Origin of the sequence: Mesonia profundi, from assembly GCF_031085155.1 — a bacterium.
Classification (GTDB): Bacteria; Bacteroidota; Bacteroidia; order Flavobacteriales; family Flavobacteriaceae; genus Mesonia; species Mesonia profundi.
Map to the genome: position 1 here is coordinate 40,830 of NZ_JAVHUL010000001.1, position 22,214 is coordinate 63,043.

Annotated in this window: 33 protein-coding genes; 30 read left to right on the top strand and 3 right to left on the bottom strand. The window is 36.7% G+C overall.

All coding sequences use genetic code 11. The annotated features are described in order from the left end of the window. Nucleotides 1-8 precede the first annotated feature (8 nt). From RBU60_RS00200 to RBU60_RS00210, 3 genes are all read right to left on the bottom strand, one after another. The gene (locus RBU60_RS00200) at nucleotides 9-1,511 is read right to left on the bottom strand and encodes a SusD/RagB family nutrient-binding outer membrane lipoprotein (RefSeq protein WP_308862593.1); all 1,503 of its coding nucleotides are present in this window, start codon (nucleotides 1,509-1,511) and stop codon (nucleotides 9-11) included. A gap of 13 nt (nucleotides 1,512-1,524) precedes the next feature. Then, nucleotides 1,525-4,626, bottom strand: coding sequence for a SusC/RagA family TonB-linked outer membrane protein (locus tag RBU60_RS00205; protein WP_308862594.1), 3,102 nt, complete (start codon nucleotides 4,624-4,626; stop codon nucleotides 1,525-1,527). A 118-nt stretch (nucleotides 4,627-4,744) separates the two neighbouring features. Next, nucleotides 4,745-6,439 (bottom strand): POTRA domain-containing protein, encoded by a 1,695-nt coding sequence (locus tag RBU60_RS00210; protein WP_308862595.1) that lies wholly within the window; start codon nucleotides 6,437-6,439, stop codon nucleotides 4,745-4,747. Nucleotides 6,440-6,614: 175 nt separating this feature from the next. Here RBU60_RS00210 and rpsL point away from each other — a divergent pair, with 175 nt between their 5' ends. The 30 genes from rpsL to rpsD all read left to right on the top strand — a co-directional run bounded on the left by rpsL (nucleotide 6,615) and on the right by rpsD (nucleotide 22,210). Next, nucleotides 6,615-6,989, top strand: a complete 375-nt coding sequence (gene rpsL / locus RBU60_RS00215) for a 30S ribosomal protein S12 (RefSeq protein ID WP_117157697.1) — start codon at nucleotides 6,615-6,617, stop codon at nucleotides 6,987-6,989. 23 nt (nucleotides 6,990-7,012) lie between these two features. Beyond that, complete coding sequence (gene rpsG, locus RBU60_RS00220; RefSeq protein ID WP_308862596.1) at nucleotides 7,013-7,489, top strand: 30S ribosomal protein S7; 477 nt, start codon at nucleotides 7,013-7,015, stop codon at nucleotides 7,487-7,489. Nucleotides 7,490-7,494: 5 nt separating this feature from the next. Further along, nucleotides 7,495-9,603, top strand: coding sequence for an elongation factor G (gene fusA / locus RBU60_RS00225; RefSeq protein ID WP_308862597.1), 2,109 nt, complete (start codon nucleotides 7,495-7,497; stop codon nucleotides 9,601-9,603). An 11-nt stretch (nucleotides 9,604-9,614) separates the two neighbouring features. Next, nucleotides 9,615-9,920, top strand: coding sequence for a 30S ribosomal protein S10 (gene rpsJ / locus RBU60_RS00230; RefSeq protein WP_111541895.1), 306 nt, complete (start codon nucleotides 9,615-9,617; stop codon nucleotides 9,918-9,920). Nucleotides 9,921-10,124: 204 nt separating this feature from the next. Continuing rightward, a complete protein-coding gene (rplC, locus tag RBU60_RS00235; RefSeq protein WP_308862598.1) occupies nucleotides 10,125-10,739 on the top strand; it encodes a 50S ribosomal protein L3 in 615 nt (204 codons plus the stop codon). After that, nucleotides 10,739-11,368 carry a 50S ribosomal protein L4 gene (rplD, locus tag RBU60_RS00240; protein WP_308862599.1) on the top strand — a complete coding sequence of 210 codons (630 nt, stop codon included), beginning with the start codon at nucleotides 10,739-10,741 and terminating at the stop codon, nucleotides 11,366-11,368. The genes rplC and rplD overlap by 1 nt, the downstream gene beginning before the upstream one ends. A 5-nt stretch (nucleotides 11,369-11,373) precedes the next feature. Next, nucleotides 11,374-11,664 (top strand): 50S ribosomal protein L23, encoded by a 291-nt coding sequence (gene rplW, locus RBU60_RS00245; RefSeq protein WP_308862600.1) that lies wholly within the window; start codon nucleotides 11,374-11,376, stop codon nucleotides 11,662-11,664. A 10-nt stretch (nucleotides 11,665-11,674) separates the two neighbouring features. Then, a complete protein-coding gene (gene rplB, locus RBU60_RS00250) occupies nucleotides 11,675-12,502 on the top strand; it encodes a 50S ribosomal protein L2 (RefSeq protein WP_308862601.1) in 828 nt (275 codons plus the stop codon). Between the two features lie 6 nt (nucleotides 12,503-12,508). Further along, nucleotides 12,509-12,787, top strand: a complete 279-nt coding sequence (gene rpsS / locus RBU60_RS00255; RefSeq protein WP_308862602.1) for a 30S ribosomal protein S19 — start codon at nucleotides 12,509-12,511, stop codon at nucleotides 12,785-12,787. Nucleotides 12,788-12,795: 8 nt separating this feature from the next. Beyond that, a complete protein-coding gene (rplV, locus tag RBU60_RS00260) occupies nucleotides 12,796-13,203 on the top strand; it encodes a 50S ribosomal protein L22 (protein WP_308862604.1) in 408 nt (135 codons plus the stop codon). An 8-nt stretch (nucleotides 13,204-13,211) separates the two neighbouring features. Next, nucleotides 13,212-13,937, top strand: coding sequence for a 30S ribosomal protein S3 (rpsC, locus tag RBU60_RS00265; RefSeq protein ID WP_308862605.1), 726 nt, complete (start codon nucleotides 13,212-13,214; stop codon nucleotides 13,935-13,937). 18 nt (nucleotides 13,938-13,955) lie between these two features. Further along, complete coding sequence (gene rplP / locus RBU60_RS00270; protein ID WP_111541887.1) at nucleotides 13,956-14,375, top strand: 50S ribosomal protein L16; 420 nt, start codon at nucleotides 13,956-13,958, stop codon at nucleotides 14,373-14,375. A gap of 10 nt (nucleotides 14,376-14,385) precedes the next feature. After that, nucleotides 14,386-14,577 (top strand): 50S ribosomal protein L29, encoded by a 192-nt coding sequence (gene rpmC / locus RBU60_RS00275; protein WP_308862606.1) that lies wholly within the window; start codon nucleotides 14,386-14,388, stop codon nucleotides 14,575-14,577. A gap of 15 nt (nucleotides 14,578-14,592) precedes the next feature. Then, nucleotides 14,593-14,850 carry a 30S ribosomal protein S17 gene (rpsQ, locus tag RBU60_RS00280; RefSeq protein WP_308862607.1) on the top strand — a complete coding sequence of 86 codons (258 nt, stop codon included), beginning with the start codon at nucleotides 14,593-14,595 and terminating at the stop codon, nucleotides 14,848-14,850. 2 nt (nucleotides 14,851-14,852) lie between these two features. Beyond that, complete coding sequence (gene rplN, locus RBU60_RS00285; protein ID WP_308862608.1) at nucleotides 14,853-15,221, top strand: 50S ribosomal protein L14; 369 nt, start codon at nucleotides 14,853-14,855, stop codon at nucleotides 15,219-15,221. Between the two features lie 10 nt (nucleotides 15,222-15,231). Beyond that, nucleotides 15,232-15,543 (top strand): 50S ribosomal protein L24, encoded by a 312-nt coding sequence (rplX, locus tag RBU60_RS00290; protein ID WP_308862609.1) that lies wholly within the window; start codon nucleotides 15,232-15,234, stop codon nucleotides 15,541-15,543. Between the two features lie 2 nt (nucleotides 15,544-15,545). Beyond that, complete coding sequence (rplE, locus tag RBU60_RS00295) at nucleotides 15,546-16,097, top strand: 50S ribosomal protein L5 (RefSeq protein ID WP_308862610.1); 552 nt, start codon at nucleotides 15,546-15,548, stop codon at nucleotides 16,095-16,097. A 2-nt stretch (nucleotides 16,098-16,099) separates the two neighbouring features. After that, entirely contained in the window at nucleotides 16,100-16,369 is a 270-nt protein-coding gene (rpsN, locus tag RBU60_RS00300) for a 30S ribosomal protein S14 (protein ID WP_308862611.1), read from the top strand. Between the two features lie 70 nt (nucleotides 16,370-16,439). After that, complete coding sequence (gene rpsH, locus RBU60_RS00305) at nucleotides 16,440-16,838, top strand: 30S ribosomal protein S8 (protein ID WP_308862612.1); 399 nt, start codon at nucleotides 16,440-16,442, stop codon at nucleotides 16,836-16,838. A gap of 19 nt (nucleotides 16,839-16,857) precedes the next feature. Beyond that, nucleotides 16,858-17,400: a 50S ribosomal protein L6 gene (rplF, locus tag RBU60_RS00310; RefSeq protein ID WP_308862613.1), complete on the top strand. Its 543-nt coding sequence runs from the start codon at nucleotides 16,858-16,860 to the stop codon at nucleotides 17,398-17,400. 10 nt (nucleotides 17,401-17,410) lie between these two features. Next, complete coding sequence (rplR, locus tag RBU60_RS00315) at nucleotides 17,411-17,764, top strand: 50S ribosomal protein L18 (RefSeq protein WP_308862614.1); 354 nt, start codon at nucleotides 17,411-17,413, stop codon at nucleotides 17,762-17,764. 5 nt (nucleotides 17,765-17,769) lie between these two features. After that, nucleotides 17,770-18,294 (top strand): 30S ribosomal protein S5, encoded by a 525-nt coding sequence (gene rpsE, locus RBU60_RS00320; protein ID WP_308862615.1) that lies wholly within the window; start codon nucleotides 17,770-17,772, stop codon nucleotides 18,292-18,294. Nucleotides 18,295-18,306: 12 nt separating this feature from the next. Beyond that, on the top strand, nucleotides 18,307-18,489 hold the full coding sequence (rpmD, locus tag RBU60_RS00325) for a 50S ribosomal protein L30 (RefSeq protein ID WP_308862616.1): 183 nt from the start codon (nucleotides 18,307-18,309) through the stop codon (nucleotides 18,487-18,489). A gap of 8 nt (nucleotides 18,490-18,497) precedes the next feature. Continuing rightward, entirely contained in the window at nucleotides 18,498-18,950 is a 453-nt protein-coding gene (gene rplO / locus RBU60_RS00330; RefSeq protein WP_308862617.1) for a 50S ribosomal protein L15, read from the top strand. Nucleotides 18,951-18,960: 10 nt separating this feature from the next. Continuing rightward, on the top strand, nucleotides 18,961-20,298 hold the full coding sequence (secY, locus tag RBU60_RS00335) for a preprotein translocase subunit SecY (RefSeq protein ID WP_308862618.1): 1,338 nt from the start codon (nucleotides 18,961-18,963) through the stop codon (nucleotides 20,296-20,298). Nucleotides 20,299-20,300: 2 nt separating this feature from the next. After that, on the top strand, nucleotides 20,301-20,516 hold the full coding sequence (gene infA / locus RBU60_RS00340) for a translation initiation factor IF-1 (RefSeq protein WP_068589225.1): 216 nt from the start codon (nucleotides 20,301-20,303) through the stop codon (nucleotides 20,514-20,516). A gap of 111 nt (nucleotides 20,517-20,627) precedes the next feature. Further along, entirely contained in the window at nucleotides 20,628-20,744 is a 117-nt protein-coding gene (gene ykgO, locus RBU60_RS00345) for a type B 50S ribosomal protein L36 (protein ID WP_010519235.1), read from the top strand. Between the two features lie 2 nt (nucleotides 20,745-20,746). Further along, nucleotides 20,747-21,121 (top strand): 30S ribosomal protein S13, encoded by a 375-nt coding sequence (rpsM, locus tag RBU60_RS00350; protein WP_308862619.1) that lies wholly within the window; start codon nucleotides 20,747-20,749, stop codon nucleotides 21,119-21,121. Between the two features lie 9 nt (nucleotides 21,122-21,130). Next, on the top strand, nucleotides 21,131-21,514 hold the full coding sequence (gene rpsK / locus RBU60_RS00355; RefSeq protein WP_308862620.1) for a 30S ribosomal protein S11: 384 nt from the start codon (nucleotides 21,131-21,133) through the stop codon (nucleotides 21,512-21,514). Between the two features lie 90 nt (nucleotides 21,515-21,604). Next, entirely contained in the window at nucleotides 21,605-22,210 is a 606-nt protein-coding gene (gene rpsD, locus RBU60_RS00360; RefSeq protein ID WP_308862621.1) for a 30S ribosomal protein S4, read from the top strand. The last annotated feature ends 4 nt before the right edge of the window (nucleotides 22,211-22,214 follow it).

Below are 22,214 nucleotides of genomic sequence, written 5' to 3' on the forward strand. Positions count from 1 at the left end.
ATTTTTTTTTAGTTTGCCCAGAAAATTTTATCTGAAAACTCATTTGGTTGGTTTGGTACATTAGCAGCATTTCCAACTCTTTCAGAAGCTGGGTAAGATAATCTTACAGGTCTGTCTGCATTCGTTTGGTTTAGTGCTACAGGTACGTTAGCAGGATATCCAGTTCGGTTGTACTCAACCCAAGATTCCCATCCATTAGTTCCATTTAACGCGATCCATTTTTGGGTAATAATAGCTTCAATAGGATCACTACTACTCCAACCTACATTTGTTTTACTTTGTCCAAAATACGTTGCAGCATCATCATCTGTAGAACCATCTTCATTAGCATCTGCACCTAAGAAATTAAATGAAGCAGTAATTGCTTGCTCGTATAAAGCTTGTGCATTTCCACTTAAGTAACCTCTTTGAGCTGCTTCAGCTTGTAAGAATAGACTCTCTGCAGCTAACATGATAGGAGAAGATTGTGTAGAACCTTTCAATAGCCCAGGACCAATATTAGAAACGTCTGCAGCTTCAAATCCGTCAGGATAGTTTGTTAAACCTTGAGGTGTTCCTTTATGACCACCAGCTGGTTCTTCATAAAGTCTATCAATTCGAGGATCACTTGCATTTTGTAAGAAATCGATTACAAACTCAGAAGCACAAGTGGCTAAATTATTGTTAACCGCTTCTCCAGCAATATTTTCTCCGAAATCCTGAAAAAATGGATTTTGCTTACCATCATCATTCGAATAACCAGGGTTAACTAAAGCATCTTCTAATAAGAAACCGCTTCCTTCAGCAACGATATTGTTCATATTCTCTTGAATATAAGCTTGCTTGCTGCTCATTCCTGATTGACGAACTAAGATTCTCAATTTTAAAGTATTGGCAAATTGGATCCAAGAAGTCATATTACCGTTAAATACGATATCACCAGAACCTGGTACTTGATCATCTGAATCTGCCTCCTTAATAGTGGTTATAGCTTCATCTAATTTGATAATTAAATCATCATAAATAGCTTCTGCACTATCATATGCAGGTGTTGCAGCATTTTCTCGTTGTAAAGCTTCAAAATAAGGAATGTCTCCGTAACCATCTACTAACATTTGAAAATGGTAAGCTTTCATAATTTCTGCTATAGCAGTAAAATTATCGGTAGTTTCATCACCTGCATTGATTACTTCTTGATACGTTTTTAACGTATTTATATAACTGTAATCAAAAATTCTATCGTAAAAATTAGAGCCCATAATATAACCAAACTCATCATCATACCAAGAATAACCATCAGTCTCACTCCAGTTAGCCATCATGATGTTACCAAAGGTATTAGTGTATCTACCCCCAACACCTAGGTACATGTTTCTAACCGTGTAGTTTTGAGCCGTTGGTAAGATCAAATCTGGAGATACCTCTGTAGGGTTGTTAGGGTCTACATTGACATCTAAGTAATTATCGTTATCACAAGAACTAATAGCGAGTGCTAATAGCGATACTTGTACGTATTTAATATATTTTTTCATTTTCATTTTTTTTTTAGAATTCTACATTAATGTTAAACCCGTATGTTCTTGTAGGAGGTGTTTGAAAATAACCACCAAGACCTACTGCATTTGAATTAGCCGTATTGTTATTGAATTCTGGATCTGCATATCTGTTTTCTTTTGGTAACCAAGTTAATAAGTTGGTACCAACTACTCCAAGACTAACTTTGTTTAAAGGAGTGTTCTTTAAGAAGTCAGAAGGCACAGAGTAGCGTATGGCAAGCTCTCTCAATTTAACTGCAGTTGCATCTTTTACATAATTTTCTGCAATATTGTTGTAATGGTTGGTCCAATAGTTTTGTCTACCACCTGTAATTGGAATATTGGTGTTAGTTACATATTGAGGGTTACCATTAGCATCTGTTCCACTTTGGTATACAGAATTAGGAATTACGAAATCTTGACGATTAGATGAAACACTAGCCATAGATCTTCCTGTAAATTCTAACTGGTGACCTAACTGTGAGTAATAAACGTGTCCTGTTCTATAATCCCAAGTAGTAGATAAAGTAAAGCCTTTATATCTTACGTTAGACGTTAAGCCAATGATATAGTCTGGTGTAGTTTTACCTAAACTTACCACATCTCCAATAATTGGATTACCAGTGCTTTGGTCTACCACAACACTTCCTTGATCATCTCTTACATAAGAACTACCTTTAATTTGAGGGAAAGCCTCTCCTTCAGAAGCATAGATCCCACCATCTGCAAATGCTTGTACAATTGCTTGATCTGTTTGCTCTGAAACTTCATTTACTACAGTTTCATAAGCACTAAAGTTGATGTTTGCATCCCAAGAGAAATCAGATTCTGGGAAGCTCAATATTTTAGCTCCTAAAGTTAATTCTACTCCTTTTCCTTCTAATTCACCAATGTTGGTTAATAGAGAGCTTGCTGCAGAAGTAACAGAAGGTGTTACCTGCGTAAGAAGGTCTGTAGTTGTCGTTTTAAATACAGAGGCGTCAAGCGTTAAACGATTCTTTAAGAAGGCGAAGTTAGCACCAAATTCTGTAGTGTTAATTTTCTCCTTTTTAAGATCAGAATCTGTAGCTGTTCCTTGAATGGTAAAACCATTAGTATTAGCAAAAGGGAAATATGCTGGCTGTAAATAATTTTCAACCGCTTCATAAGGTTTTAAATCATTATAAACCGTAGAGTTATTTGCGGTTATTTTTAAGTAATTTAAAACATTTCCTTTAATACTAGGAATAGCATCTGTTGCGATAAAAGAAAGTCCTACCCCTGGGTAGAAATAACTATTTTCATCACTAGGTAAACTAGAAGTGTAGTCATAACGACCGCTCACATCTAAGAATAAATAATCGTTGTATCCAAAATTTAACTGTCCTAAGTAACCGTATGTTCTGTACGTTTCTTCATTTACTGCAGCTTGTAATTGTCCTGCACTGTTAGAAATGTCGTAAAAACCATCAACACTTATATTATTAGCAGTAATTTGACTTCTTCTGTCTTCACTAGTAAAATTAGTAGCACCTAATAAAGCATCTAAAGAGAAAGAATCAGATAAGTCAAATTCTCCATTAGCAATAAAAGTAGAAGTGTACTGTAAATACTGTCGCTCATAATCGGTTACAAACGAAGTTGATGCGTTTGGTCTAGAGTAAGTGATATCATCATTAAAGGATAACCCATTTCTATACTCTTTACCAATAGTGCTTAGAGTATTTATACCCATTCTACCTGTAAAGCTTAACCATTCATTAGCTTGCCATTCTGCAGAAATATTACTGGTGAACCTCCCGCTCTTGTCATTATCACGGTTGTTGTCAACTGCCCAGAAAGGGTTCTCGTAATATCCGTTGTAAAAACCATCAGGATTAGCAAACTTGTTGTTTCTCCAGTCACGGTAGTTAGATAATGGAATGTTGTTAGGAGTGTTTAAGATAAACCAATATAATGGACGATCTTGTGCTCCAATTTGTTGACCTGATACGCTGGTATCATCTCTGAAATAACTTGTATTTACAGATAGTGTCAAATCACCTAAAGTTTTGGATCCATTAAATCTAAACGTGTTTCTGTTGTACTTGTCACCAGGAACAATTCCTTTTGTGTCTTGCTCTCCAATAGAAAGGTAAAAACTACTGGTGTCATCACCTCCACTAATAGAAACGGTGTTTTGTAAAGTTACACCCGTATCGTAAAAGTTTTTTAAGTTGTCCTGAACAGGAGCGTAAGGTACAGACTGAAAACTTCCGTCTAAAAGGGTAGGCCCAATAGGTCTAACCACACCATCAAAACGTGGTCCCCAGTTAGTGTTTTCAATTCTTTCGTACTGTGTTTGCCATCCAATACCATATTCAGATTGAAACTCTGGCATATAAGCAATTTCTTGAAAAGTTGTAGTAGAGTTAATTGCTACTTTAAACTTTTCAGTAGAACCTTTCTTAGTTGTTACAACCAAGGCACCGTTTGCGGCATCACTACCATAAAGTACAGCAGCTGTAGCACCTTTTAAGATGTTTACAGACTCCACGTCATTTGGGTTTAATGCGTTAAAAGCACCTTCAGAAGCAATACTACCGTCAATAACGACAAGAGCTGTACTGTTTCCACTAATAGAACGCAGACCTCTTAAGACAATTTTTGTCCCAGGATTAACTCCGTTGTTAGTAGTGTTAATTTGTAGTCCGGCAACTTTTCCAGTTAAACCTTGTGCCACGTTTTGCGGCTGCACTACATTAAGTTGTTCTGCATCAACCTCTTCAGATTGGTAGGACAACTGTTTCTTTTGTCTTTTAATACCAAAAGAAGTTACAACTACTTCATCAAGGGTGTTCCCTGCTTCCATAGTAACGTCGTAAGAGCTTGCCGCGCCTACAGTAACCTCTTGGGTTTCAAAACCAATGTAGCTGAACACTAATGTTGAGCCATTTGATGCCTCCAAATTGTAAATACCATCAAAATCAGTTTGTGTACCTGACGAAGTTCCTTTGATAATAATGTTAACTCCTGGTAACGGGAGACCTTGATCATCGGTCACCGTCCCGGAAACTGTTTTTTCTTGTGCAAACGTAATTTGCACGACAAACGCTAGAAGTAGCGTTAGAATTCCACTAAACTTTGTTCTCATTTTATAATTTATTTGAATTAGCCAATGCCAAAAATCTTAATAAAAACTTAATTACACAACTATTTTCCTTTATATTTTACTTTTTGTTTTGATATCCGATGATAAATCCCGTCAAATGTTAAAATCTAGCCATTAGTTGTAAGTGCACTTTAGTGTTGCTAAAATTAAAGCCTTGTCCCTTTGTTTTTCCGTTAGCGAACATGAGTTTTAAGTGACCTACTTTGGTTTTTAGTCCCATTCCAAAGCCTAAGCTTAGCAAGTTTTCTTTGTTTTTGATTTCTGGAGTCTCTAAATAGGCGAAGTCAGTAATGGTATGGGCGTAAATACTTGCAGAAAGTAGGTATTGGTATTCTAACTGAAAGGCACTGAATAGTTTAGCGTTGATGCTGTTTTCTTCAAACCCTCTAATGCTATTGATTCCGCCTATGCGAGGAAGTTCGTTCGTAAGGTAGGAACCTGAATTTAAAAACCCAGATGTGTTGTTTAAGCTTATGGCATTTCTGGGGTTGAGCAAATATTGATATTGAACTTTGATGTTGTAGAGTTGTTGTGGTTCTTTCTTTGAATTTGTCTTTCGTGAACCTATGCCAACTTTTGTATTGATAAAAGAATTTCTTCGGAAAAATAAATTTGGATGACGCTTTAAGTAAATTTGTGCTCCCATTAAGAGCCTTTTGCTGTCAAAATCCTCATTGAAAGAAATGAGGTTTTCGTTTTGTAGGTTGTTAGAGCTTTCGTTGAAGTAACCTATGCTAAATTTTAAATTTGGGTTGAGCTGGTGATTCGCTTGGATGCTTTTTTGCGTGTTGGTGTAGGTAGAGTCTCTTTTAAATAAATTGAGATTCAATTCTACTCCCAATGGGGTGTTGAATAAATAGGGTAATTCTAGATTAACGTCAAATTCTAATTGTTGTTCGCCGTCGTTTCGATAAAGAATGCTGAATTTCTCTCCAGCATTAAAATTGTTTTCGAGCTGTAGGTTTAAATAACCGTTAAATTCTAGCTTCTGGGTTTCTTCGTTGGTCGCGAATCCTACATATCCGTCAAAACTATTCGAGTTTTTCTTTTTTAAGTAAAGAAAGACGGTAGTGGAGTCTTTTTGAAAAAGCACTTCGGGGTTTCGGGTGGATTCGCTAAAACTTAGGTTTTCGAGTCGGTCTACTTTTTCGTCGATTACCTGTTTATTGAATAATTGTCCTTTTCTTAAGTGGAGATAGTGCTGAGTATAACTTTTTGGGAATTTCTCATAGCCTTTAATTTCAATTTTGGAAATGCTTCGGGTGCTGGAGGGAGTGTTTTGTAGTTTTCCGAAGAGAGAATCATTTCTTTTACTGATTTCTTTTAATTCAGAGTACGTAAATGGTTTTCCTTGATTGGCTAGAAAATTATTGATCTCATTAATTTTTTCTTCTAGCTGCATTAATGGAATGGGGGTATAGTTTTTTTGGTCTACTTCTTTAAAGAGTTTCTTTTTTACTTTTTCAGAAAAGCTGTCTGGAAGTTGGGTATGTATATAGGTGTATTTTTGCTGAAGAGAAATTTGATAGCTGTAGGTTTTAGTAGCTTCCGGATTCTTGTTTTTGGCTTTCTTTATTTCAGCATCAATATAGCCTCTTTTAAAAAGCTGTTGTTTAAAATCCGTCAAGGCAATTTGCATGGAATTGATGTTGGCATGATTTTTTTTATAATTTATTTCGGTTATAATTTCTTGCTCTTTTTCGCTTTCGCTGAATAGAAACAGATGTAGCTCTTGGCTAAAACTAGAATTAAAGCTGAGTAAAAAAAAGGGGTAAAGGAGTGTTTTGAATTTCAAGAATGTCTTTTTAGGGATAACGAAGATAAAACGAAAATAGCGTACAATTTGCTAAGAATCAAAATCTCACTGAAATTTAATTCATATTTATTTGAATATTTCAGATTTATTTCTAAATTTGCAAACCCTAAAAATAGGGGAAATATTTTTTAACATAATTAGTGTAAAAGAAATTATGCCAACAATTTCACAATTAGTACGTAAAGGAAGAACCAAAATAACTAAGAAGAGTAAATCGGCTGCTTTGGATTCGTGCCCACAACGTCGTGGAGTTTGTACGCGTGTTTATACAACTACACCTAAGAAACCTAACTCAGCGATGCGTAAAGTAGCGAGAGTAAGGTTAACAAACGGTAAGGAAGTTAACGCATACATTCCAGGAGAGGGACACAATCTACAAGAGCACTCGATAGTATTAGTTAGAGGTGGAAGGGTAAAAGATTTACCAGGAGTTAGATACCATATTGTTCGTGGAGCCTTAGATACCGCAGGTGTTGAAGGAAGAACGCAAAGAAGATCTAAGTACGGTGCCAAACGCCCTAAGAAGTAATTAACAACTTTTAAAGAGAAGACATGAGAAAAAAACAGGCAAAAAAGAGACCTCTTTTACCGGATCCAAAGTTTAATGATCAGTTAGTGACGCGTTTCGTTAACATGATGATGTGGGATGGTAAGAAATCGGTAGCTTTTAAGATTTTCTATGACGCCATGGCGATTGTAGAGGAAAAAAATCAGGACGAAGAAAAAACCGCTTTAGAGTTGTGGAAAGATGCTTTATCTAACGTTATGCCTCACGTTGAAGTGAGAAGTAGACGTGTTGGAGGAGCTACATTTCAAATTCCAAACCAGATTAGACCAGACCGAAAAGTATCAACCGCTATGAAGTGGTTAATCTCATTTTCGCGTAAACGTAACGAAAAAGGAATGGCTGCAAAATTAGCTGCTGAAGTTTTAGCTGCGGCTAAAGAAGAGGGTGCTGCGGTTAAGAAAAGAGTAGATACGCATAGAATGGCAGAAGCAAATAAAGCATTCTCACACTTTAGATTCTAGAAACAATGGCACAAAGAGATTTAAAATATACAAGAAATATTGGTATTGCAGCGCATATTGATGCTGGAAAAACAACCACTACCGAGCGTATTTTGTTTTATACAGGGGTAAATCATAAGATAGGTGAGACGCACCAAGGTGCTGCTACTATGGACTGGATGGAGCAGGAGCAGGAAAGAGGTATTACAATTACTTCTGCTGCAACGCACTGTAAATGGATGTATAAAGATACAGAGTTTACAGTAAATATTATCGATACTCCAGGTCACGTTGACTTTACAGTAGAGGTAGAGCGTTCTTTGCGTGTATTGGATGGTGTTGTTGCTTTGTTTAGTGCGGTAGATGGTGTGGAGCCACAGTCTGAAACCGTTTGGAGGCAGGCAGATAAATATAAAGTACCTAGATTAGGATTTGTAAATAAAATGGACCGTCAGGGTGCAGATTTCTTTAATGTGTGTAAGCAAGTTAGAGAGATGCTTGGAGGTAATCCAGTACCATTGCAGGTTCCTATTGGTGATGAGTTAGATTTTAAAGGTGTAGTTGATTTGATTTCCAAAAAAGCAGTTGTTTGGGATGATGATAACTTCGGGATGACTTATAGTGAAATTGAGATTCCTGCAGAACTTTTAGAAGATGTAAATAAATACAGAGCTGAGCTAGTTGAAGCTGTGGCAGAATATGATGAAACCTTAATGGAGAAATTCTTTGAGGATGAAAGTTCTATTACAGAAGATGAAATTATTGCAGCTTTAAGAGCAGCTACTATAGATATGTCTATCATACCTATGATGTGTGGTTCTGCTTTTAAAAATAAAGGAGTTCAGGCGATGTTAGATGCTGTAATGCGTTACTTGCCTTCTCCGGTAGATATTGAGGCTATTGAAGGAACTAATCCTGATACAGGTGCCGAAGAATCTCGTAAGCCAAATGTAGACTCTCCTTTTTCTGCATTAGCATTTAAAATTGCTACCGATCCTTTTGTAGGTCGTTTAGCTTTCTTTAGAACGTATTCAGGTTCTTTAGATGCTGGGTCTTATGTTTTGAATAATAGATCTGGTAAAAAAGAAAGAATTTCTAGAATGTATCAAATGCACGCTAACAAGCAAGAGCCTATTGATAGAATTGAGGCTGGAGATATTGGAGCAGCAGTTGGGTTTAAAGATATTAAAACGGGAGATACTTTGACCGATTTAGATCATCCTATTGTTTTAGAATCTATGACTTTTCCAGCACCAGTAATTGGTATTGCGGTAGAGCCAAAGACTAAGGCAGATGTGGATAAGATGGGGATGGCTTTAGCTAAATTAGCAGAAGAAGATCCAACTTTCGTGGTGAAAACGGACGAGATTTCAGGTCAAACTATTATTTCTGGTATGGGAGAATTGCATATCGAAATTCTAGTAGATCGTTTAAAAAGGGAATTTAAAGTAGAGGTGAGTGAGGGTGAGCCTCAGGTAGAGTACAAAGAAGCGGTAACTAAGACTACAGAGCATAGAGAGGTTTATAAGAAACAATCTGGTGGTCGTGGTAAGTTTGCTGATATTGTATTTGAAATGGGTCCTGTTGATGAGGATTTCGAAGGAACTGGTTTGCAGTTTGTAGATCAAATTAAAGGTGGACGTGTTCCAAAAGAGTTTATCCCATCTATAGAGAAAGGATTTACTCAAGCGATGAAAAACGGACCTTTGGCTGGTTTCCAGATGGATAGTTTAAAAGTTACTTTAAAGGATGGTTCTTTTCATCCTGTAGATTCAGATCAACTATCTTTCGAGTTGGCAGCAAAAATGGGTTATAAAGCAGCGGCAAAAGGAGCTGGTGCAATTATTCTTGAGCCAATGATGAAGAATGAGGTGGTAACTCCAGAGGAAAATATGGGGGATATCGTAGGTGACCTTAACAAACGAAGAGGTCAAGTTAACGATATGTCAGATAGATCTGGGGCGAAAGTAATTAAAGCATTAGTGCCTTTGGCAGAAATGTTTGGTTATGTAACTACGCTAAGAACTTTATCTTCGGGTAGAGCAACTTCTACAATGGAATTTTCTCACTTTGCTGAAACTCCTTCAAATATTTCTGAAGAAGTGATCAAAGCAGCAAAAGGAACTAACGACTAATATCAAGTAACATGAGTCAGAAAATCAGAATAAAATTAAAATCTTACGATTATAACTTGGTAGATAAATCTGCTGAGAAGATTGTAAAAACAGTAAAAACTACTGGAGCTGTAGTAACGGGTCCAATCCCATTGCCAACACATAAAAAGATATTTACCGTATTGCGTTCTCCGCACGTTAACAAAAAAGCAAGAGAGCAATTTCAACTTAGTTCTTACAAAAGACTATTAGATATCTACTCTTCTTCTTCAAAAACGATTGATGCGTTAATGAAATTAGAGTTGCCAAGTGGTGTGGAAGTAGAGATTAAAGTTTAATAAATTTCTGCGGAAGCAGGAATCTCTAAATCCAAACTGGTTTTGTGAGATTTCTATTTTGCAAGAAGGTAAAACAGATTCCTGCCTATGCAGGGAACTACATGTCTGGAGCTTCGTGCGAAGGAAAAACGGAAAGATACATTCAGGATTGGAAGGTATTTTCAATCCTGAATATTTTTAAATAAATAATTTAAATAAATAATTATGTCTGGGTTAATAGGAAAAAAAATCGGTATGACCAGCATTTTTGACGAGAACGGGAAGAACATTCCTTGTACCGTTATTCAAGCTGGACCATGCGTAGTTACCCAAGTCAGAACCAATGAGGTTGACGGGTACGAAGCACTTCAACTTGGTTTCGATGACAAATCAGACAAAGCTTCCACTAAAGCTGCTCAAGGGCACTTTAAAAAAGCTGGTACTGTTGCTAAACGCAAAGTTGTCGAGTTCCAAGGTTATAAGAGTGAACACAAATTAGGTGATGAAATCACCGTAGAACATTTTACCGAAGGAGAATTTGTTGATGTAGCAGGGACTTCTAAAGGAAAAGGTTTTCAGGGAGTCGTGAAAAGACACGGCTTTAGAGGATCTACAAGAACTCACGGTCAGCAAAGTATGTTGAGAGCGCCAGGTTCGGTTGGTGCTGCGTCGTATCCTGCGAGAATTTTCAAGGGAATGCGTATGGCCGGAAGAATGGGTGGAGAAAAAGTGAAAGTACAAAATCTTAAAGTGTTAAAAGTTGTGACAGACAAGAATTTGATTGTTGTTAAGGGGTGTGTTCCTGGTCACAAAAACGCTTACGTAACTATTCAGAAGTAATGAAAGTAGCAGTTGTAGATATTAAAGGAAAAGAAACAGGTAGAGAGGCAAACCTTTCTGATGCTGTTTTCGGAATAGAGCCTAATGATCATGCTGTATATTTAGATGTAAAGCAATTCTTGGCTAATCAAAGACAAGGAACGCATAAAGCTAAAGAACGCGCAGAGATCGTAGGAAGTACTAGAAAAATCAAAAAGCAAAAGGGTACTGGTACCGCTAGAGCTGGTAGTATTAAGTCTGGTATTTTTAGAGGTGGAGGTCGTATTTTTGGACCAAGACCAAGAAATTATGGTTTTAAATTGAATAAGAACTTAAAGCGTCTTGCACGTAAATCAGTTCTTAGTCAGAAGGCTAAAAACAACGAAATAGTTGTGGTAGAAGATTTTAAATTTGATGCTCCAAAAACAAAAAACTTAATTGAAGTTTTAAAGGGAATTGGTGCTGATAGTAAAAAATCTCTAATAATCTTGGGTGATTCAAATAAAAATGTATATTTGTCATCACGTAATTTAAAAACTTCTGAAGTTATAACTTCCTCTGAGCTAAGTACTTATAAAATACTTAATGCTAAAAAAGTGGTAGTTTTAGAAGGTGCGTTAGAAGGAATTGAAACGAACTTGAGTAAATAAACGTTATGAGTATCTTAATAAAACCTATTATTACAGAAAAAGCAACTAGCGATAGTGAATTAAACAATCGCTTTGCATTTGTAGTAAATAATAAGTCGAACAAGATTGAAATTAAAGATGCAGTTGAGTCTGCTTATGGCGTTTCGGTTGAAAAAGTTCGCACAATGAATGTCCGTCCTGATCGCAAATCTCGTTATACAAAAACGGGGGTTGTAACTGGTAAAACAAATGCTTATAAGAAGGCAATTGTACAGGTGGCGGAAGGAGAAACTATAGATTTATATACTAATCTTTAAGAATTAGAGAATGTCGGTTAGAAAGTTAAAACCAATCACTCCTGGTCAGCGTTTTAGAGTAGTTAATGGGTATGACGCCATTAGTACTGATAAGCCGGAGAAGAGCTTGCTCGCTCCGAACAAAAGATCTGGAGGTAGAAACAGTCAAGGGAAAATGACCATGCGCTACATTGGTGGTGGTCATAAAAAGCGCTATCGTATCATCGATTTTAAGAGAGACAAATCAGGAATTCCTGCAACTGTCGCTTCTATAGAATATGATCCGAATAGAACTGCTTTTATTGCGTTGTTAAATTACCAAGATGGAGAGAAGCGTTACGTGATCGCTCAAAATGGTCTACAGGTGGGTCAAAATTTAGTTTCTGGTACTGCAGATGTAGCTACAGAAATTGGAAATGCAATGCCGTTAAATCAAATTCCATTAGGTACTATTATTTCTTGTATTGAGCTTCGTCCTGGACAAGGAGCTGTAATGGCTAGAAGTGCAGGTTCTTTTGCTCAATTGATGGCGAGAGAAGGGAAATACGCTACAGTTAAACTTCCTTCTGGTGAAGTCAGAATGATATTAGCGGGCTGTATGGCGACTATTGGTGCTGTTTCGAATAGTGATCATCAGTTGTTAGTGTCTGGTAAGGCTGGTAGAAGTAGATGGTTAGGAAGAAGACCTAGAACAAGACCTGTGGTGATGAACCCTGTCGATCACCCAATGGGAGGTGGAGAAGGAAAATCAGCTGGAGGTCATCCAAGATCTAGAAAAGGTCTTCCTGCTAAAGGTTTCAGAACTCGTTCTAAAACCAAGTCGAGTAATAAGTATATTGTAGAACGTAGAAAGAAATAATAAGATATGGCACGTTCATTAAAAAAAGGACCTTACGTTCACTATAAGTTAGAGAGAAAGGTAGCTCAAAATGTTGAGTCTGGTAAGAAGTCTGTGATCAAAACATGGTCTAGAGCTTCTATGATTACTCCAGATTTTGTAGGGCAAACTATAGGAGTTCATAACGGGAAGCAATTTGTGCCTGTATATGTAACAGAGAATATGGTAGGTCATAAACTAGGAGAATTTTCACCAACTCGCTCGTATAGAGGACATCAAGGTGCGAAAAATAAAGGTAAAAAATAATTGAAGCTATGGGAGTTCGTAAAAGAGAAAGAGCAGAGCAAATAAAGGAAGCTAAAAAGCAGATAGCTTTTGCAAAACTAAATAACTGCCCTACTTCCCCACGAAAAATGCGCTTAGTAGCGGATTTAGTAAGGGGTGAAGGTGTAGAAAAAGCGCTTCAAATCTTGAAATTCAATTCTAAAGAAGCTTCTCGTAGATTGGAGAAACTTTTGTTGTCGGCTATAGCTAACTGGCAAGCAAAAAATGAAGATGCGAGTGTTGAAGAGGCAGAGTTGTTTGTAAAAGAAATTCGTGTGGATGGTGGGAGTATGTTGAAAAGACTTCGTCCTGCACCACAAGGAAGAGCACATAGAATAAGAAAAAGATCAAACCACGTTACATTAGTGTTGGGATCTAAAAATAATACACAAAGCTAAGAAGTAGTATGGGACAAAAAACAAATCCAATCGGAAATAGACTTGGTATCATTCGTGGATGGGAATCTAATTGGTACGGAGGAAATGACTACGGCGATAAATTAGCTGAGGACGATAAGATTAGAAAGTATATCCATGCTCGTCTTTCTAAAGCTAGTGTATCTAGAGTAATTATTGAGCGTACGCTTAAACTTGTAACCGTTACTATCACTACAGCTAGACCTGGTATTATTATTGGGAAAGGTGGGCAAGAGGTAGACAAGTTAAAAGAGGAGCTTAAGAAAATTACTGGAAAAGAGGTTCAGGTTAATATTTTTGAAATCAAAAGACCTGAAGTTGATGCACATCTAGTAGGAGCAAGTATTGCTAGGCAAATTGAGAATAGAATCTCATACCGTCGTGCAATAAAGATGGCTATTGCTGCTGCAATGCGTATGAATTCTGAAGGAATCAAGATCCAAATTTCTGGCCGTTTAAACGGAGCAGAGATGGCACGTTCAGAGTCGTACAAAGATGGAAGAATTCCTCTTTCCACTTTTAGAGCCGATATTGACTATGCTTTAGTGGAAGCTCACACTACTTACGGTAGATTGGGTATTAAAGTATGGATCATGAAAGGTGAGGTTTACGGAAAAAGAGAACTTTCTCCACTTGTTGGATTGTCTAAGAAGCAAGGAGGAAAATCTGGATCTGGATCTGGTCGAGGTGGTAACAAGTCACGTCGTAGAAAGTAATTTTTTAAAGAATAAGAAATGTTACAGCCTAAGAGAACAAAATATCGTAAGCAACAAAAAGGACGTATGAAAGGAAATGCCGGAAGAGGGCATAGGCTTTCAAACGGTACTTTCGGAATCAAATCATTAGACTCTAATTTTGTTACTGCGCGCCAAATTGAAGCTGCACGTATTGCAGCCACTCGTTATATGAAAAGGGAAGGATCTTTATGGATCAAAATTTTCCCAGACAAGCCAATTACTAAAAAGCCTCTTGAGGTTCGTATGGGTAAAGGTAAGGGTAACGTAGAGTATTGGGCAGCAGTTGTCAAACCGGGAAGAATTTTATTCGAAATTGGAGGGGTGCCTCAAGCCATTGCAAAAGAAGCATTGCGTTTAGCAGCTCAAAAATTACCGGTGAGAACCAAATTTATTATAGCTAGAGATTATCAAGAATAATTTTTTAATTATGAAACAATCAGAAGTAAAAGAATTATCTGTAGATGAGTTGCAGGAACAAGTAGCTAGCTCTGAACAATCTTATAGAGATTTGAAGATGGCACATGCAATCACGCCTTTAGATAACCCTGCACAGTTAAGATCTGTGAGAAGGACTATCGCGCGTTTGACTACAGAAATCACAAAAAGAGAATTACAATAATTCTGCTGAAGTAAGATGGAAAAAAGAAACTTAAGAAAAGAACGGGTAGGTGTTGTTACGAGTAGCAAAATGGAGAAATCTATTGTAGTTGCTGAAGTAAAAAAAATGAAACATCCCATGTACGGGAAGTTCGTTTTGAAAACTAAGAAATACGTAGCACACGACGAGACAAACGACTGCAACGAAGGAGATACAGTTAGGATCATGGAAACAAGACCTATGAGTAAATCTAAATGTTGGAGATTAGTAGAAATAATTGAAAGAGCGAAGTAATTATGGTACAACAAGAGTCTAGATTAAAAGTAGCAGACAATACCGGAGCTAAAGAAGTTTTAGCAATTAGAGTATTGGGAGGTACAAAGAAGCGTTATGCTTCTGTTGGAGACAAAATCGTTGTTAGTGTAAAAGAAGCTACTCCTAATGGAAGCATTAAGAAGGGAGCAGTTTCAACAGCAGTTGTTGTTCGTACCAAAAAAGAAGTGCGTAGGGCTGACGGATCATATATCCGTTTTGACGATAATGCTTGTGTCTTATTAAACCCAACGGGTGAGATGAGAGGAACACGTGTTTTTGGACCTGTTGCAAGAGAACTTCGTGATAAACAATTTATGAAGATTGTATCACTGGCACCAGAAGTGCTTTAATACAGAAAAAATGACAAAGCTTAAAATAAAATCAGGAGATACTGTACGTGTAATTGCTGGTGATCATAAAGGTCAAGAGGGGAAAGTACACAAAGTGTTGATGGCGAAAAATAAAGCAATTGTTGAAGGTGTGAATATGATCTCAAAACATGAGAAGCCAAGCGCATCTAATCCGCAAGGAGGCATTGTGAAAAAAGAAGCACCTATACATATATCTAACTTGTCTTTATTAGATAAAGACGGGAACACCACACGTGTGGGGTATAAGGTAGAAGGAGACAAAAAAGTAAGATTTTCAAAAAAATCTAATGAAGTAATTTAGTTATGAGTTACGTACCAAGACTTAAACAAGAGTATAAAGACAAGGTCATTAAAGCTCTTACAGAAGAATTCAGTTACGAAAATGTAATGCAGGTTCCTAAACTTTCTAAGATTGTTCTTAGTAGAGGAGTTGGAGCAGCTGTAGCTGACAAGAAACTTATTGATCACGCTGTAGACGAACTTACTGCGATTACTGGTCAAAAAGCCGTATCAACTATATCTAAGAAAGATGTTGCTTCATTTAAACTACGTAAAGGTATGCCAATTGGCGCCAAGGTTACGTTAAGAGGAGATCGCATGTATGAGTTTTTAGATCGTTTAATCACAGCTTCACTTCCGCGTGTACGTGATTTTAACGGAATAAAAGCTACTGGATTTGACGGGAGAGGAAATTATAACTTAGGGGTAACTGAGCAAATAATTTTCCCAGAAATTAATATCGATAAAGTGAACAAAGTTTCAGGAATGGATATTACTTTTGTGACTTCTGCACCTACAGATAAAGAAGCGAAATCATTGTTAACTGAACTAGGGTTACCTTTTAAAAAGAATTAATTATGGCTAAAGAATCAATGAAAGCCCGTGAGGTAAAGAGAGAAAAAATGGTAAAGAAGTATGCTGCAAAGCGTGCCGCTTTGAAAGAAGCAGGTGACTATGAAGCATTACAAAAATTACCCGCAAACTCTTCTCCTGTACGTTTACATAACCGTTGTAAATTAACAGGTAGACCAAAAGGGTATATGAGACAGTTTGGTCTTTCTCGTGTAATGTTTAGAGAAATGGCTAATCAAGGATTAATTCCAGGTGTTAAGAAGGCAAGCTGGTAAAATTATAAATAGGTTGCAGGTTCTTCCAGATAGCTATCTGGATGAAAACCACAACCGCAAATTCAAATAAATGAATACAGATCCTATTGCAGATTATTTAACGAGAATTCGTAACGCTGTGGCAGCAAGCCATAGAGTTGTAGAAATTCCGGCTTCTAACTTAAAGAAGCAAATGACAAAGATTTTGTTCGATCAAGGATACATCCTTAGTTACAAATTTGAAGAGGAAACCGCTCAGGGAACCATCAAAATTGCTCTTAAGTACGATAAAGATACTAAAGAGTCAGTGATTAAGAAATTGAACAGAATAAGTAAACCAGGTTTACGTAAATACGCCGGCGCAGACGGACTTCCTAGAATCTTGAATGGATTAGGTATTGCAATTGTTTCTACTTCTCACGGAGTAATGACAGGAAAGCAAGCTAAGAAAGAGAAAGTTGGAGGCGAAGTACTTTGCTACGTTTACTAATATTTAAAAGACAAAAATTATGTCAAGAATAGGTAAAAGTCCAGTTTCAATTCCAGAAGGAGTTACGGTAAGCGTAAATGATGGTCTTGTAACTGTAAAAGGAAAATTAGGGGAATTAACTCAAGAATTTTCTGAGATAGAAATTAAAGTTAAAGAGAACGAAGTGGTGTTGGAAAGATCTTCTGAAAAGAAGAACTTTAAAGCTAAACACGGCCTTTATAGATCTTTAATTCAAAATATGGTAGAAGGTGTTTCTCAAGGATTCACTAAAGAACTAGAGTTGGTAGGAGTAGGTTATAGAGCTTCTAATCAAGGACAAAAATTAGATTTGGCTGTTGGTTTTTCACATAACATCGTGATGGATTTAGCTCCTGAGGTAAAAGTAGAGGCGATTGCTGAAAAAGGTAAGAACCCTAGAATTAAATTAACTTCTTTTGATAAGCAGTTAGTTGGTCAGGTAGCAGCGAAAATTCGTTCATTCCGTACTCCAGAACCTTACAAAGGAAAAGGAATTAGGTTTGTAGGAGAACAAGTTAGAAGAAAAGCAGGTAAATCAGCTTAATAAAGGAGTTATGGCATTTTCAAAAGAAAAGAGAAGAGAGAAAATCAGAAAAAGAATCCGTAAGACCCTTATGGGGACTGCAAGTAAACCAAGATTATCGGTATACAGAAGCAATAAAGAAATTTATGCTCAGGTTGTCGATGATGTAAATGGTAAAACATTAGCAGCGGCTTCTTCAAGAGATAAAGGAATAACCACTGATGGTACTAAGAATGAAGTATCAACTGCGGTTGGAAAATTAATTGCTGAAAAGGCAGTTAAAGCTGGAGTAGAAACCATTACTTTCGATAGAGGTGGATATTTATACCACGGTAGAGTTAAATCATTAGCAGAAGGTGCTCGCGAAGGAGGACTTAAATTCTAAAAGATATGTATCAAGATTATAAAAACGTAGAACTTGTTAAACCAAGTGGCTTAGATTTAAAAGATCGTTTAGTTGGAATACAACGTGTTACAAAAGTAACAAAAGGGGGTAGAGCCTTCGGATTTTCTGCAATTGTTGTTGTAGGAGATGAAAACGGTGTTGTTGGTCAAGGTTTAGGTAAGTCTAAAGAAGTAGCAGAAGCAATTTCGAAAGCAGTTGAAGACGCTAAAAAGAATTTAGTTCGTATTCCTTTAGATAAAGGAACACTTCCACACGAGCAAAAAGGTAAATATGGTGGGGCTAGAGTATTATTACTTCCAGCAGCAGCAGGTACCGGAGTTATTGCAGGTGGAGCTATACGTGCGGTATTAGAATCTGTAGGAGTACAAGATGTACTTTCTAAAAACCAAGGTTCTTCTAACCCTCATAACGTGGTGAAGGCAACTTTTGACGCATTATTACAATTAAGAAGTGCAGAAACTGTAGCGAAACAACGTGGAGTATCATTAGATAAGGTTTTTAACGGATAATTCAAGGACAACATGGGAAAGATAAAAGTAACTAAAGTAAAAAGTGCTATTAATCGTACCAAGAGCCAAAAGCTAACATTAGAAGCTTTAGGTTTAAAGAAAATTGGTCAGACAGTTGAACACAACGATACGTCCAATATCCTTGGAATGATAAATAAAGTTAATCATTTAGTTTCTGTAGAAGAAGCAAAATAAACGAACAAATGGAATTATACAACTTAAAACCTGCAACAGGTTCAGTTAGAAATAACAGCAAACGAATTGGTCGTGGAGAAGGTTCTGGAAAAGGAGGAACATCTACACGTGGTCATAAAGGGGCTAAATCTCGTTCTGGATATTCTAAGAAAATAGGTTTCGAAGGAGGGCAAATGCCACTTCAAAGAAGAGTTCCTAAATTTGGTTTTACCAATATTAATAGAAAAGAGTATCAAGGAATTAACCTAGATACACTTCAGAAGTTAGTAGATGACGGAAAGATAAAAGATTCTGTTGATATGGAAACTCTTGTTGAAAACCGTTTAGCAAGAAAAAACGAGTTAGTTAAAATATTAGGTAGAGGAGAGCTTAAGGCGAAATTAAAAATTTCTGCGCATAAGTTCACTGCAACTGCTCAGAAAGCTGTTGAAGCTGCTGGAGGAGAAGCTATAACCTTATAACAAGTTTAGAATGAAATTTTTTGAAACAATAAAAAATATTTGGAAGATAGAGGAGCTCAAAAATCGTATCATGATTACTTTTGGGCTTTTGCTTGTATATCGTTTTGGTACTCAAGTAGTTCTTCCTGGGATCGACGCATCTCAATTGGCAGATTTAGCCAACCAAACAGATGGTGGTTTATTGGGTTTGCTTAATGCTTTTACTGGAGGAGCATTTTCTAATGCTTCTATATTTGCATTGGGGATTATGCCTTATATCTCTGCTTCAATTGTGGTGCAATTAATGGGAATTGCAGTTCCTTATTTGCAAAAGTTGCAAAAAGAAGGAGAAAGTGGTAGAAAAAAGATTAATCAAATTACAAGATGGCTTACTATAGCAATCACCTTGGTTCAAGGTCCTGGTTATATCTATAATCTTTATGCTACTTTACCAGATTCTGCATTCTTATTAGGAGATTCATTTAGTTTTGTTGTTTCGTCGGTTATCATCTTAACTACAGGTTGTGTATTTGCAATGTGGCTAGGGGAACGTATTACAGATAAAGGTATTGGAAACGGTATTTCTTTATTAATTATGGTAGGTATTATTGCTACTCTTCCTCAAGCATTCTTACAAGAAATACAATCTCGTGTAACAGAGTCTAATGGAGGTTTAATTATGATCTTAATTGAATTGGCTATTTGGTTTGCTATTATTCTAGCATCGGTGATGTTGGTAATGGCGGTAAGGCAAATACCAGTACAGTATGCTCGTAGGAACTCAACCGGAGGATATGAGAAGAATATATTTGGTGGGGCAAGACAATTTATCCCATTAAAGTTAAATGCATCAGGGGTAATGCCCATCATCTTCGCACAAGCAATTATGTTTATTCCTGCAGCGGTAGCTGGATTATCAGATTCAGAAATGGCGCAAGGCGTAACTGCAGCATTTAGTAATATGTTTGGTTTTTGGTATAACTTGGTATTTGCTTTGTTAATTATCATTTTTACTTATTTCTACACTGCGATTACGGTTCCTACCAATAAGATGGCTGATGACTTAAAGCGTAGTGGAGGATTTATTCCAGGAATAAGACCGGGGACCGAAACTGGAGAGTATTTAGACCGTATTATGTCTCAAATTACTTTACCAGGATCTGTATTCTTAGCTTTAATTGCTATTTTCCCTGCAATCGTTGTCTCTTTAGGGGTGCAACAAGGTTGGGCTTTATTCTTCGGAGGAACTTCATTATTAATTATGGTGGGGGTTGCAATAGATACAATTCAACAAGTGAATTCCTATTTATTAAACAGACACTATGACGGTTTAATGAAATCTGGAAAAAATAGAAAAGCAGTAGCTTAATTATGGCAAAACAACCAGCAATTGAACAAGACGGAAGCATTGTAGAAGCATTATCTAATGCGATGTTTCGTGTAGAGTTAGAAAATGGTCATATTGTGACCGCACATATTTCAGGTAAAATGCGTATGCATTACATTAAATTACTACCAGGAGATAAAGTGAAATTGGAAATGAGTCCTTACGATTTAACTAAGGCTCGAATAACCTATAGATACTAAATGACCGATATAGTGGTTATTAATATTTTTTTTATTACTTTTGCGTGCTGAAAAAAATATGAGTGATCCTTTTCAAGTAAATAAATTACTAATCGGGTAAAATTAAAAAAGATGAAAGTAAGAGCATCAATAAAGAAAAGAAGTGCCGACTGCAAGATTGTTCGCAGGAAAGGTAGACTTTACGTTATTAACAAAAAGAATCCTAGATTTAAACAAAGACAAGGCTAATTATGGCAAGAATAGCAGGTGTTGATATACCGAAACAAAAGCGAGGAGTTATAGCATTAACCTATATCTTCGGAGTTGGCAAAAGTAGAGCTCAAGAAGTCCTTAAGAATGCCAAAGTAGACGAAAGTACAAAAGTTTCAGATTGGACTGATGAGGAGATCGGAAGAATCCGTGAGGCTATTGGTAGTTATACGATTGAAGGAGAGTTACGTTCTGAAGTTCAGTTAAGCATTAAGCGTTTAATGGATATCGGTTGTTATAGAGGAATTAGACATAGAGTAGGTTTGCCACTTAGAGGTCAGCGTACGAAAAACAACTCTAGAACACGTAAAGGAAAAAGAAAAACAGTTGCGAACAAGAAAAAAGCAACTAAATAATAAGTAACCATGGCAAAGTCAACAAACAAAAAACGTAAAGTAATCGTTGAGTCTTTTGGAGAAGCGCATATTTCTGCCTCTTTCAATAATATCATCGTTTCTTTAACTAATAAAGGTGGTGATGTTATTGCTTGGTCTTCAGCAGGGAAAATGGGCTTTAGAGGTAGTAAGAAAAATACTCCTTACGCTGCTCAATTAGCTGCAGAAGATGCAACAAAAGTAGCACATGAAGCTGGACTTAGAAAAGTGAAAGTATATGTGAAAGGACCTGGTAATGGTAGAGAATCTGCTATCAGATCATTACATAATGCAGGAATTGAAGTGACTGAGATTATCGATATCACTCCAATACCTCACAACGGATGTCGTCCTCCTAAGAGACGTAGAGTATAATATTAAAAGTATCAACAAGAGGGAGACTACGATTATCGAAGGATTAATACTAAGACCTTAATTCATAATCACCTTCTAAAAAAATAAAATATGGCAAGATATACTGGTCCAAAAACTAAAATAGCCCGAAAATTCGGAGAAGCTATTTTTGGAGATGATAAATCTTTTGAAAAAAGAAATTATCCTCCAGGTCAGCACGGAAACAATAGACGCCGTGGTAAAAAATCTGAATACGCTATCCAATTAATGGAGAAGCAAAAAGCAAAATATACTTATGGTATATTAGAGCGTCAATTCAGAAGCATGTTTAAAAAAGCAAATGCTGCTCAGGGTATTACTGGGGAAGTATTGTTGCAATTATGTGAGTCACGTTTAGACAACGTAGTATATAGAATGGGAGTTTCTCCTTCTAGAAGCGGAGCTAGACAATTAGTGTCACATAGACATATCACGGTGAATGGTGAACTTGTAAATATTCCTTCTTACCAGTTAAAAGCTGGAGATGTTGTAGGAGTAAGAGAGAAATCAAAATCCTTAACCGCTATTCAGTCTTCATTAGAGAATTCTAGTGCAGTATATGAGTGGATTACTTGGAACGGAGAAAAGAAAGAAGGTACTTATGTATCTATTCCTTCTCGTATTCAGATTCCAGTAACTATAAACGAACAACTCATCGTCGAATTGTATTCGAAATAATTTA